The organism is Rhodococcus sp. OK519 (assembly GCF_003051005.1).
In the GTDB taxonomy this organism is placed as follows: Bacteria; Actinomycetota; Actinomycetes; order Mycobacteriales; family Mycobacteriaceae; genus Prescottella.
The window spans coordinates 353,236-365,448 of sequence record NZ_QAOW01000003.1; the positions used below are offsets into that span (position 1 = coordinate 353,236).

Genomic DNA, 12,213 nt, shown 5'->3' on the forward strand with positions numbered 1-12,213 from the left:
GGTGGGGCGGAATACAACCCGCCCCACCCGGGTCTCAAGCCTGGACGCCGGCGCCGACGGCCTCGCCGATCATGTTCGCGGCGACGCCCAGGGAGGATTCCTGGACGAATCCGGTAAGCCTGGCGTCGATCTGTCCGAGCAACTGCCCGCCGCCGGGCTGTGCCGCCACGAAATCACGTGCCTGACGGTCGATTCCGGGCGCAGCATTCACGATGTCCCGCACTGCCGACGTGGCCGCGCCACCGACCGGGTTGGTCTCCCACTGTGCGAGGGCGTCCTTCGTCTGGGTGGTGACCGCGGGCTTGTCGACGTCGTTGAAGTAGCTACGCACCTCGGCGGGGAGTTCCTGCGGCTCGCCGAGGTCGCCGGCGCCGACAGTGGTGCCGGCAACAACTCCCGTGACTGCTCCGGGCACGGCACCGATCACTCCGCCGACGACAGCACCGATCGCTGTTCCGATAGTGCCGTTGGTGACGAAGACAACCTGTCCACCGGGAATCGCGAGGTCCCGTCCACCCCACATTCCCGCACCGATACTGCCGCCGATCGTCCCGCCGATGAGCGCGCCGGCGACGCCCGTCCCGATCGCACCCGCGGCGCCACCACCGATCTGCGCCGCTGCGAGTCGATTCGCGCGAGTCGTCTCGACACCCAGCGACCGCCAGAACGTCGACACCTCGGCCTCGATGACGGCGGAGGTGTTGTTGGTGCGCGCGAGGTCGCCATCGGTGATCCAGTTGGGCTGCGCCACATGGTAGGTGCCGAGGCGGAGGGTCTCGCGCGGCGCGATGATGGGCGCCGTGGGCTCGACGTACGTGGGCAGGTGCAGTTCCTCGACCCGGAAGGGTGCCACGTAGTAGTCGTCGGGCGCGTCATACGTGTTGGTGCCGTAGTCGTAGTTCTCGAGCGGCTGGTACTCGACGTCCTCGTACTGCGCAGGCGGCGCCACCCAGTACACCGGCTCGGGCTGCGCCGGTGCCGCTGTCACGCCACCCTGAGTGGTGGGCGTGGAGGTGACCCCGCCCTGGGTCCGGGGCGTCGCGGTGACGCCACCCTGTGTGGGAGGCGCCGTCGTCACACCGCCCTGGGAGGGGAGTTCGTTCGGCACGGCGGACGCCGCCCCCGACGCTGCCACGACCACCGCGGCTGCGGCGGACGGAACCAACGCCATCTTGGCGAGCGTGCTGACCCTGCTCTTACGGTGCTTACCCATCGAAAGATCCCCCCATTGGTGATTCGAGACTGAGCCGTCGCTCTGTTCAGCACCGGAGGAGCCGCGTGTCAGCGGAGACGATGAACGCCGATGCCCGGTCAGGAATGCCCGGAATGCCGGCGTGTGCGGGCGAGCACGGCCCGGCACAGCTCGAACGCGGGCATACGAATGCCCGCTCATCCCCCTCGGCATCCCTGCCGCCCCCATCACGAAAACGTCCCCCGCCGACTCGATTCCCCCGGTCGGTGTAGTGCAGAGCGCAGATTAGCAGCAGAGCCCGCCTACGTCCGCGCGCCCCTCACGTCACGAACCGGAGGCCGCGCCCTTCGCCGCAGCCATTCGCGCCCGCACCTCGGGGCGGCGCAGCGGCGGGACCGTCCTGGGCGGCTGCCGACGCGGCGGCAGGGCAGCGAGCAGTTCCATCGTGGTGGCCGTGACCTGCTCGACGGCCTTCTCGAACGCGTCGTGGTTGGTGTCGGACACCTTGTGGACGCCGCTGACCTTCCGGATGTATTGCCGCGCAGCGGCCTCGATCTCCTCGGCGGTGGCTGCCGGTTCCAACCCACGCAACTCGGTGATGTTTCGGCACATGCCCGAACGGTAGCCCCGCATCGGCTCGGGCGAAAGGCTGTTCCGCATCCTGATTACCGCGTACTTTCGGTATCAGACACCGGACAGCGACCGCGGGGGCACGATGCACGTCGTAGAGAACCTGACCGAGACAGCTGCCATCCCGCATCCGCCACGACGTCTGCCCCTGCTCGGCGACGTCCTGGGCGTCTCGCTGCACACCCCGGTGCAGGACTCGATGCGGCTCGGCCGGCAACTGGGGCCGATCTTCGAGCGCAACGCGCTGGGCCATCGGTTCGTCTTCGTGTCCGGCGCCGACATGGTCGCCGAGCTGTCCGACGAGTCGCGTTTCGCCAAGAACGTGGCCCCGGGGATCGCGGAATTGCGCGGTATCGGCGGCGACGGACTGTTCACCGCCTACAACGAGGAACCGAATTGGGCGCGCGCACACAATCTGCTGCGGCCCGCGTTCACACAGTCGGCGATGCGCTCGTACCACGACATCATGGTCCGGGTTGCCGGTGAGCTCACCGACCACTGGGACGGCCACGTCGGCAGCGCACCGGTGGATGTGTCGTCGGACATGACGAAGCTGACGCTCGAGACGATCGGACGCGCCGGCTTCAGCTACTCCTTCGACTCGTTCCGCCGGGGTCAGCCACATCCGTTCGTGGAGGCGATGGTCCGCGCCCTGACGCACGCGCAGCGACGCACCTTCCGCAACGTGCCGGGTCTCGGGAGGCTTCTCTACCGGAAGTCGGACATACAGAACGTCGCCGATACCGCCTATCTGGCGGAGGTGGTGGACGAGGTGATCCGGCAGCGCCGCGACAGCCTCGGGTCCGGCCCCGAGGACCTTCTCGATATCATGCTCCGCGCCGCCCGCGAGAACGATCCGAACCGCCTCGACGAGGTCAACGTCCGCAACCAGGTGGTGACGTTCCTCGTCGCCGGACACGAAACCACCTCCGGTGCATTGTCTTTCGCGCTGCATTACCTGTCCCGCAATCCGGATGTGCTCGCCCAGGCGCGCGCCGAGGTCGACGCGGTGTGGGGCGATGAGGCTCCGACGTTCGAGAAGGTCGCCAAGCTGCGTTACGTCCGACGGGTCCTCGACGAGACGCTGCGCCTGTGGCCCACGGCTCCCGCCTACGCGCGCGAGGCCCGCACGGACACCGTTCTCGCGGGTCGGTATCCGATGAAGGCCGGCGAGTGGGTGCTCGTCCTCATCCCCTCCCTGCACCGCGACCCGGCGTGGGGCGACGATCCCGAGCGGTTCGACCCGGACCGCTTCGCCCCCGAGCACGTCCGCGGCCGGGCTCCGCATATCTACAAACCGTTCGGCACCGGCGAACGAGCCTGCATCGGAAGACAGTTCGCGATCCACGAGGCCGTCCTCGTGCTGGGCACGGTCCTGCGCCGCTACGACTTCTCGGCCGATCCCGATTATCAGCTGTGCGTCCATGAGCGGCTGACGCTGATGCCGGTCGACTTCCGGTTGTCGCTCCGCCCGCGTCGCCTCGAATGAACCACGTCACCGCACGCCGTACCGCCATATCTTCGGGCATGATGGTGTCGGCGTAGACATCAATGGCTGGAGGCCCACATGGGCCAACCGTCGTCGCGGGAGGCACTCGAGCCGCACCGCCCGGTCCGTTTCTGCACGACGCCGACCGGCGCGCGGGTCGCCTACGCCTGCACGGGACAGGGAAAAGCGCTGTTGGTACCCGCGGCGTGGATCAGCCATCTGGAACTGCTGTGGCAGGACCCGGCCTACCGCGCCTTCTTCGCTCCGCTGTCGGCGATTCGGATGGTTGTGCAATACGACCGCCCCGGCTGCGGGCTCTCCGACCCCTGGCCGGGTGCGCAAGGGCTGGACACCGATCTGGTGATCCTCGAGGCCCTTGCCGATCACCTGGACCTGGAGAGTGTCGACCTGCTGGGCATCTCCCTCGGCGCGCCGGTGTCGGCCGCTTTCGCAGCGCGGTTTCCACAGCGCGTGGGCCGGCTGATCCTGTACGGCGGTTACGCCGACGGCTCGCAGATCGCCACGCCGGAGGTCCGCACCGCGATGCTGGGCCTGGTCCGGGCTCACTGGGGCTTGGGGTCCGAACTGCTGTCCGACGTCTTCCTTCCGGACGGCAACGCAACGACCAAGGCGCTCTTCGCCCGCCTGCAGCAGGAGGCTGCGTCACCCGATCTCGCCGTCGGCCTGCTCGCCCAGTGCTACGAGACCGACGTGACCGATCTACTTGCACGCGTCACCGCCCCGACGCTGGTGGTGCACCGTCGCGAAGACCGGGCGATGCCCTACCGCGCGGGCCGGGAGCTGGCCGCACACATCCCCGGAGCGCGGCTGGTTTCGCTGCCCGGCAGCAGCCATTTCCCGCATGTGGGCGACGCGTCCGCCGTCGTCCGAGCGATCCTCGAATTCCTGGGCGAGGGCCACGCCACGCCGTCTTCGGAACCGTCGACCTCGCCCTCGGGCGAGTTGACCGCCCGGCAACTGGAGGTGGCGGCGCTCGTCGCCGAGGGCATGACCAACCGGCAGATCGCCCAGCGGTTGGGCATCGAGGAGCGCTCCGCCGAGGGACACGTCGAGCGCATCCGTCTGAGGCTCGGGTTCACGTCCCGCGCCCAGGTCGCCGCCTGGTGGGCCCGCCACGTCTCCTCGGCGACCGACTCGGTGGTACCGGATGAGGTACCGGATTGAGGTACCGGCAGGGGTGATTCCCGCCTATCCCTCGCTGCGCTGCTCCGCCAGGCTCGTAGTCAGTTCGACCGACCGCGAATCCCGAAAGGAATGTCAGCGATGAATGCCCGACACGACGTTTTGTCCCTCGAGCCGAGGGAGTCTGCACCGACACTGCCCGACCAGTTCCGACCTCATCCGCTGCGCGGGCCGTTCAACGCACTGTTCTTCACTGCGCTCGACCGGTACCTTGATCGCCTGCTGCGTCCGCACAAGCAATCCCTCTTCGGCAGCCTTCCAGCCACCGTCGTCGAGTTGGGGCCCGGCGTGGGCGCCAACCTGCGCTACCTCCGCGCCGGCACCCGGCTGATCGCCGTCGAACCGAACCCGGCGATGCATGATCGCCTGCGCGCACGAGCCGCACGCGCCCATATCGATCTCGAACTGCACACCACCAGTGCAGAGCGGATCGATCTGCCCGACGAGTCGGTGGACGCGGTGATATCCAGCCTCCTGCTCTGCACCGTGACCGATCCCGTCGCCGTCCTGTCCGAAGTCCACCGCATTCTGCGCCCCGGCGGGCAATACGCCTTCCTGGAACACGTTGCCGCTCCTGACGGCACGGCGCTCCGCCGCCTGCAGCGGGCTGTGCGACGGCCATGGAGTTGGACCTTCGAAGGCTGCTCGTGCGAACGAGACCTGCAGGCGGTCATCGAGGCCGTCGGATTTGCCGAGACGACCGTCGAGACCTACCGGCTGCGTTCACCCTTCGTGCCGGTGAACTCTCAGATCGCCGGCGTGGCTCGCAACCGCAACTGACGGACACTCGGCGCCGACTCCATCGTGGTGCCGGCGCCGAGACCGATTCCGCCAGCATCTATTCGGGCATTCCGCCCACTCGTGCACCAGACTGTCGTTACCGTTCGCGTCACATCCGCACACGAGAACGGCGAACGACATGGACTCTCCCCTGGCCACAGTGGCCCTGCCGGCCGCGCTCGCGATCATCATGTTCGGACTCGGCCTGTCGCTGACGACCGCTGACTTCGCCCGCGTCGCAAAACATCCCCGCGTCGTGACGATCGCGCTGGCGTGCCAGCTGCTGATCCTGCCCGCCATCGCCTTCGGTCTGGTGCTGCTGTTCGACCTGCCCGCGTTGCTCGCAGTCGGCATGATGGTTCTCGCCGCCTCCCCCGGCGGCACGACCGCGAATCTGTTCAGCCACCTCTACCGCGGCGACGTCGCCCTCAACATCACTCTCACCGCAGTCAATTCGGTGATCGCCGTGATCACACTGCCGATCGTCACAAACTTCGCGATCGGCTACTTCGATCCCGCCGAGACGGGCACCTCGATGGGCCTGCAGTTCGGCAAGATCCTGCAGGTGTTCGCGATCGTGCTGATCCCCGTCGCGATCGGCATGCTGGTTCGGGCGAATCGCGCCGACTTCGCGCGCCGCATGGACAAGCCCGTCCGCATCGCGTCTGCGGTCGTGCTGGTTCTCGTCATCGTCGGCACCATCGTCGCCGAACGCGAGAACGTGGGCAGCTACCTCGCCGACGTCGGCGCCATCACTGCACTCTTCTGCGTCGCGAGTCTCGCTGTGGGCTACTGGATTCCGAAGGCCCTCGGCGCCGGACAGCGTCAGTCCATCGCATGTTCGATGGAGATCGGCGTCCACAACAGCACGCTGGCGATCGCGATCTCCATCAGCGTTCTCGACAGCGTCGACATTGCGATCCCCGCCGCCGTCTACGGCGTCGTGATGTTCCCGCTCGCGGCGGCCGTCGGCTGGCTGATCAGCCGAGGCCCGCAAACCGAGGCGACGGACGCCCCGGCCCCGGACCGATCGGAACGGACAGCCGAAAGCAGCTGACACCCGTTCCCCTTCCTCTCCAAATCCGCGTTTTGCGCACTTGGCGCGCCCTGCCGGGCGCCTGACGCGCGAAAAGTGCGCAAAACGCGGGGGCGGGAAGAGCCAGACGACGAACCCGAGCCGGAACTAGGGCACGAGCACGATCGTTCCGCGGGTCGCACGTTCGTCGACGCGGCGGTGCGCTGCGGCGACCGCGCCGAGCGACATCGTCGAGTCGATCACCGGACTGATCGTGCCGTCCACGATCCGGTCGAGGGCCGTCGCACGAAGCTCGGCGACACGCTCGAGCCAGGCCGGCCCGGCGCAGGCCGTGACGGTGTACCCGCCGGCGTAGAGGTCCGCCGCGGCGATGTCGGGGGCCTGTCCGGAGAGCATGCCGTACGACAACAGCCGTCCGTGCAGGGGCGTCAGCGAGCCGAGCACGTGCCGCGCCGCCGACCCCCCGATCGAGTCGAACGCCACGTCGATCGTGTGGCCTCCCGCCGCGGCCTCGAGCGCGCCCGGCCGATCGAGATCGGCATGATCGAGCACGATATCCGCACCGAATAATTCGGCACGGGTGCGGCTTTCGTCGCTGCCCGCGGTCGCCACGACACGACCCACCCGCCCGCGCAGCAGTTGCGTCAGGTACGCGCCGATCCCGCTGCCCGCCGCCTCGACCAGGACGGTTGCATCGCGTAGATCGCCGGCCCGTTCCAGTAGCGCGAGCGCGACCGGGGCGCCGGTGAGCACCGCCGCGGCCTCCACCGCGCCGATCGCGTCCGGCACCGCCACGCACTGCTGGGCGGCGGCGCATACGAACTCGGCGTGCGCACCGATCGCGACGCCACTCACCGCAACGCGGGTACCGATCAGGCGCGGATCGACGCCGTCGCCCACCTCGTCGACCACCCCCACCGCCTGGGAGCCGAAGACCATCGGCGACGAACCGGGCGAGGGCGCTGCCCCCGATCGCATCCGCGTCTCGATCCACAGCACCGGGCTTGCCTCCGCACGCACCCGCACCTGCCCCGCGGCGGCGTGCACGTCCGCAATCTCACGCGCCGCCAGCACCTCCGGCGCACCTGGCTGTGTCCACACGATTCCACGCATCACATCTCCCCTTAACTGGACCGTCGGTTCAGTTAGAGCATGCAGGGATCTGGACCGGCGGTCAAGATATATTCGGTCACCGATACGCAACACCCCCAGGAGATTCGATGCCCGAGGCACGACCGGAACGCGCCGACGCCGCCCGAAACCGGCGCGCGATCCTCGCCGCTGCGGAGCGCCTGTTCACCGAGCACGGGCCGGACCACGTGTCCATCGAACAGATCGCGGCGGAGGCCGGCGTCGGAAAGGCGACGGTGTTCCACCGCTTCGGCAACCGCAACGAATTGGTGCGGGCAGTCGTGTTCGAGCATGCGAACGCGCTGCGCGAGGCGGTCCTCGACGCGCCACCGCCGCTCGGCCCCGGCGCGCCCGCGGGCGAGCGACTCGTCGCCTTCCTGCTCGCCTTCGCACACCTGATCGTCGATCGCCCCGCACTCATCGCCGCGTACGACGCGGGGGCGCCGGACGAGCGCGCCGACGAGCTGCACCGCTTCTGGTACGACCACCTGAGCGCGTTGATCACCGAAGTCCGGCCCGACATGGACCCGGACGGGGCCGCCGTGCTGCTGCTCGGAATGGTCGCCGGCGCGGCGCGGCCGCTGGCTGCGGGCGGAGAGCGCGCCGAACGGATCGTCGACTCGATCGAGACCGTGACTCGGGCGATCGTCGGAGATGTGACTCGGTCACTGTAACGAGAGACGAAAAATGCCCTCCCGGTTCGGAATCGAACCGGGAGGGCATTCGCGAGCGGTGAGGACTAGTCCTGGATGCGCTCGATGATCGTGACGTTCGCGGTGCCGCCACCCTCGCAGATGGTGAGCAGACCGTAGCGGCCGCCGGTGCGCTCGAGCTCGTTGAGCAGCGTCGCCATCAGCTTGGTGCCGGTCGCGCCCAACGGGTGGCCGAGGGCGATGGCGCCACCGTTGACGTTGACCTTGGCCGGGTCGGCGCCCAGCTCCTTGATCCACGCGAGGACGACGGGCGCGAAGGCCTCGTTGATCTCGATCAGGTCGATGTCGTCGAGGGTCAGACCGGTCTTCTCCAGCGCGTGCTGGGTGGCCGGGATCGGCGCGCTCAGCATGAAGATCGGGTCGTCGCCGCGGGCGCTCATGTGGTGGATGCGCGCGCGGGGCTTGAGTCCGTGCTTCTCGACGGCCTCTTCCGACGCGAGCAGCAGCGCGCTGGCGCCGTCGGAGATCTGGCTGGCGACGGCGGCGGTCAGGCGGCCACCCTCGACCAGCACGTTGAGGCTCGCCATCTTCTCGAGGCTGGTCTCACGCGGGCCCTCGTCGGTCTTGAACTCGTCGAACGCGACGATCTCGTTCTCGAAGCGGCCCTCGGCGATCGCAGCCTTGGCGCGCTCGTGGCTCTGCAGAGCCCACTTCTCGAGGTCCTCGCGGCTGATGTCCCACTTGTCGGCGATCATCTCGGCGCCGCGGAACTGCGACACCTCCTCGTTGCCGTAGCGCTCGGTCCAGCCCTTGGACTCGGCGGTGGGGGTGCTGAAGCCGTACTGGTCGCCGACGATCATGGCGGCCGAGATCGGGATCTGGCTCATGTTCTGCACGCCGCCGGCGACGATCATGTCGGCGGTGCCCGCGAGGATCGCCTGCGCGCCGAACTGGATGGCCTGCTGGCTCGAGCCGCACTGGCGGTCGACGGTCACGCCGGGCACGTGCTGCGGCAGGCCTGCGGCCAGCCACGACAGGCGCGCGATGTTGCCGGCCTGGCCACCGATCGCGTCGACGCAACCGAAGATGACGTCGTCGACGTCGGCCGGGTCGATGCCGGTGCGCTCCACGACTGCCTTGATAACGTGCGCGCCCAGGTCGATCGGGTGAACGGGCGCCAGGCTGCCGTTCTTCTTACCGATCGCGGTGCGGATCGCGTCGACGATGTAAACCTCGGGCATAACAGCTCCTGGATTCGGATTACTTGTGGGAGTCGGGGCTGGCAAGCCCGTCGAGAACGATGGAGAGGTACTGCTTGGCGACAGCCTCGGCGGTCATCGGGCCACCCGGCCGGTACCAGCGCACGGCCACCCAGACCGTGTCGCGCATGAAGCGGAAGACGATCTCGATGTCGAGATCCTTGCGGAAGCTGCCGTCGGCGACGCCGGCCTCGAGCACCCCGACCCACAGGTCGCGGAACTCCTGGCTACGCTCGGCCAGGTACGCGAACCGCTCGTTGGTGGCGAGGTGCTTGACCTCGTCCTGGTAGATCGCGACGGCGCTGTGCGAGGCGTCGATGGCCTCGAACGACGCGACCACGAGGCCCTCGAAGGTCTCGCGAGAGCCCATGCCCGCGCCCACGATCTCGCGATAGCGTCCGAACAGGTCGTCCTGGAAGCCGCGCAGGATCTCGTCGACCATCGACTCCTTGGAGTCGAAGTGGTGGTAGAGACTGCCGGACAGGATGCCCGCCGCGTCGGCGATGTCGCGCACGGTGGTGGCCCGCAGACCACGTTCGGCGAACAGGCCGGCGGCGAGTTCGAGGAGCTCGGCGCGACGCCCGGACTTGTTCGAAGACTCGTCGGCGCCTCGGGGTGGAGTCATGCGAGACATCCTACCAACCAAGCGATTGCTAGGGTATCGCCGCATTTCGCCCAGTGGGCACTTTTCCGCAGCGGCCGAATGTCACATCGGTTCAGTTCAACTGCACCGATGTGACATTCGGCCACCACGACGTTCACGAACGAGTGCCTACGCGCGCTGGCTCGAGATCGAGACGATCTCGCCGGTGAGGTAGGTGGTGTAGTCGCTCGCCAGCATCGCGATGGTCGCGGCGATCTCCCATACCTCGGCGGCGCGGCCGAAGGCCTCGGACGACGCCAGCTGGTCCAGCAGTTCCTCACTGGTGACCTTCGCCAGGAACGCGTGGCGCGCGATGGACGGCGCGACGGCGTTGATGCGGACGCCGTACTCGGCGGCCTCGATCGCCGAGCAGCGGGTGAGCGCCATGACGCCGGCCTTGGCGGCGGCGTAGTGCGCCTGCGAGTGCTGCGCACGCCAGCCGAGGACCGACGCGTTGTTCACCAACACGCCGTTGTGGTCGACGGACTTGAAGTAGCGCAGCGCCGCGCGGGTGGCACGGAACGTGCTCGTCAGCGTGATGTCGAGGACGCGATCCCACTGGTCGTCGGTCATGTCGACGACGGGGGTCTCGCCACCCAGCCCGGCGTTGTTGACGAGAACGTCGATGCGGCCCAGCTTCTCGGCGGCGCCGACGATGAGGGCGTCGACCTGCTCGGTGCTCGAGACGTCGCACACGAACGACTCGATCTGCTGGCTGCCGAACTCGGCCGCCAGCTTCTCGACCGTCTCACCGAGACGACGCTCGTGGAAGTCCGAGACCAGGACGTCGGCACCCTCGAGTAGCGCGCGGCGCGCGGTGGCGAATCCGATGCCGGTGCCGGCTGCGGCCGTCACGACGACCTTCTTGCCCTTCAACAGGTTGTGGCCCTCGATCTCGACGGGGGCGACAGCGAGGGGGGACTTGATGGTGGCGGTCACGGGCGTGCCTCTCGGGGAAGGCCGAGCACGCGCTCGGCGATGATGTTGCGCTGGATCTCGTTCGATCCGCCGTAGATGGTGTCGGCGCGCGTGAACAGCCACAGACGCTGGAGGTCGTTGAGCTCTTCGCCCGGCTCGGTGTTCTCGACACCGACGAGCGAGGCCGCACCCTGGACCTCCATGGCGAGTTCGCCGAGGCCGCGATGCCAGTTGGCCCACAGCAGCTTCGCGACGGACGCCTCGCCACCGTTGGCGCTCGCGTCGACGCTCGCGAGTGTGCGCAGCGCGTGAGCGCGGATGACCTGCAGGCTCATCCAGGCGCGGGAGATCTTGTTGCGGATCGCCGGATCCTTCGCGGCGCCGTTGCGCTCGGCCAGTTCGACGATCGACTCGAGCTCACGGGCGAAGCCGATCTGCTGCCCGAGCGTGGAGACACCCCGCTCGAACGTGAGCGTGCCCATGGCGACGCCCCAGCCGTTGCCCTCGCCGCCGACGACGAGGTCCGCATCGGTGCGCGCATCGTCGAAGAACACTTCGTTGAATTCGGAGGTGCCGGTGAGCTGGATGATCGGGCGAACCTCGACACCCTCCTGGTTCATGGGAACCAGCAGGTACGACAGGCCCTTGTGGCGCGACGATCCCGGCTCGGTGCGGGCGACGACGAAGCACCAGTCGGACAGGTGCGCGAGCGACGTCCACACCTTCTGACCGTTGACCGTCCACTGGTCGCCGTCGAGGCGCGCGGTGGTCGACACGTTCGCGAGGTCGGAACCGGCGCCGGGCTCGGAGTAGCCCTGGCACCACAGCTCGGTGACCGTCTTGATCCCCGGCAGGAAGCGCTGCTTCTGCTCCTCGGTGCCGAACGCGATGAGCGTCGGGCCGAGCAGCTCCTCACCGATATGGCTCACGCGGGCGGGTGCATCGGCGCGCGCGTATTCCTGATGGAAGATGATCTGCTGGCTCAGCGTCGCCTCGCGTCCGCCGTACTCCTTCGGCCACCCGAGGCAGGTCCAGCCGGCGGCGGCCAAGTGACGATCCCACTCGAGGCGTTCCTCGAACGCCTCGTGTTCACGTCCCGGCCCGCCCAGGCCCTTCAGCGAGGCAAACTTCCCGGAGAGGTTCTCTTCGAGCCAATCACGAATTTCCCGCGCAAAGGCCTCGTCAGCGGCTGTCTTCTCGCTGGTCTCAATACCCTGGCTAACGTCCACAGCGATACGGTACCCTACCAAGCACTTGCTTTGTATAGAGGTTCTGCCTC

Annotated in this window: 12 protein-coding genes; 5 read left to right on the forward strand and 7 right to left on the reverse strand. The window is 68.2% G+C overall.

Annotated elements, in window-relative coordinates; genetic code table 11:
* Positions 1-34: 34 nt before the first annotated feature.
* Together C8K36_RS11620 and C8K36_RS11625 are read right to left on the reverse strand one after the other, a co-directional pair.
* On the reverse strand, positions 35-1,213 hold the full coding sequence (locus tag C8K36_RS11620; protein ID WP_107984627.1) for a hypothetical protein: 1,179 nt from the start codon (positions 1,211-1,213) through the stop codon (positions 35-37).
* A gap of 303 nt (positions 1,214-1,516) precedes the next feature.
* Positions 1,517-1,804, reverse strand: a complete 288-nt coding sequence (locus tag C8K36_RS11625; RefSeq protein WP_107984806.1) for a DUF2277 family protein — start codon at positions 1,802-1,804, stop codon at positions 1,517-1,519.
* Between the two features lie 103 nt (positions 1,805-1,907).
* On the opposite strand from C8K36_RS11625, the gene C8K36_RS11630 reads away from it, so the two are divergent.
* From C8K36_RS11630 to C8K36_RS11645, 4 genes are all read left to right on the forward strand, one after another.
* The gene (locus C8K36_RS11630) at positions 1,908-3,311 is read left to right on the forward strand and encodes a cytochrome P450 (protein WP_107984628.1); all 1,404 of its coding nucleotides are present in this window, start codon (positions 1,908-1,910) and stop codon (positions 3,309-3,311) included.
* Positions 3,312-3,389: 78 nt separating this feature from the next.
* A complete protein-coding gene (locus C8K36_RS11635) occupies positions 3,390-4,496 on the forward strand; it encodes an alpha/beta fold hydrolase (RefSeq protein ID WP_107984629.1) in 1,107 nt (368 codons plus the stop codon).
* A 99-nt stretch (positions 4,497-4,595) separates the two neighbouring features.
* Positions 4,596-5,294 (forward strand): class I SAM-dependent methyltransferase, encoded by a 699-nt coding sequence (locus tag C8K36_RS11640; RefSeq protein WP_107984630.1) that lies wholly within the window; start codon positions 4,596-4,598, stop codon positions 5,292-5,294.
* Positions 5,295-5,433: 139 nt separating this feature from the next.
* Complete coding sequence (locus C8K36_RS11645) at positions 5,434-6,351, forward strand: bile acid:sodium symporter family protein (RefSeq protein WP_107984631.1); 918 nt, start codon at positions 5,434-5,436, stop codon at positions 6,349-6,351.
* A 126-nt stretch (positions 6,352-6,477) separates the two neighbouring features.
* On the opposite strand, the gene C8K36_RS11650 is transcribed toward C8K36_RS11645, so the two are convergent.
* Positions 6,478-7,443: a quinone oxidoreductase family protein gene (locus C8K36_RS11650; RefSeq protein WP_107984632.1), complete on the reverse strand. Its 966-nt coding sequence runs from the start codon at positions 7,441-7,443 to the stop codon at positions 6,478-6,480.
* 107 nt (positions 7,444-7,550) lie between these two features.
* Between C8K36_RS11650 and C8K36_RS11655 the strand changes: the two genes are divergently transcribed.
* Positions 7,551-8,135, forward strand: a complete 585-nt coding sequence (locus C8K36_RS11655) for a TetR/AcrR family transcriptional regulator (protein ID WP_107984633.1) — start codon at positions 7,551-7,553, stop codon at positions 8,133-8,135.
* Between the two features lie 65 nt (positions 8,136-8,200).
* Here C8K36_RS11655 and C8K36_RS11660 read toward each other — a convergent pair whose 3' ends face one another.
* The 4 genes from C8K36_RS11660 to C8K36_RS11675 form a co-directional block, all read right to left on the reverse strand.
* Positions 8,201-9,355 (reverse strand): acetyl-CoA C-acetyltransferase, encoded by a 1,155-nt coding sequence (locus C8K36_RS11660; RefSeq protein ID WP_107984634.1) that lies wholly within the window; start codon positions 9,353-9,355, stop codon positions 8,201-8,203.
* 19 nt (positions 9,356-9,374) lie between these two features.
* Positions 9,375-9,998, reverse strand: a complete 624-nt coding sequence (locus C8K36_RS11665) for a TetR/AcrR family transcriptional regulator (protein ID WP_107984635.1) — start codon at positions 9,996-9,998, stop codon at positions 9,375-9,377.
* Between the two features lie 147 nt (positions 9,999-10,145).
* Positions 10,146-10,955 carry an SDR family oxidoreductase gene (locus C8K36_RS11670; protein WP_107984636.1) on the reverse strand — a complete coding sequence of 270 codons (810 nt, stop codon included), beginning with the start codon at positions 10,953-10,955 and terminating at the stop codon, positions 10,146-10,148.
* A complete protein-coding gene (locus C8K36_RS11675) occupies positions 10,952-12,163 on the reverse strand; it encodes an acyl-CoA dehydrogenase family protein (protein ID WP_107984637.1) in 1,212 nt (403 codons plus the stop codon). The genes C8K36_RS11670 and C8K36_RS11675 overlap by 4 nt, the downstream gene beginning before the upstream one ends.
* Between the last annotated feature and the right edge of the window lie 50 nt (positions 12,164-12,213).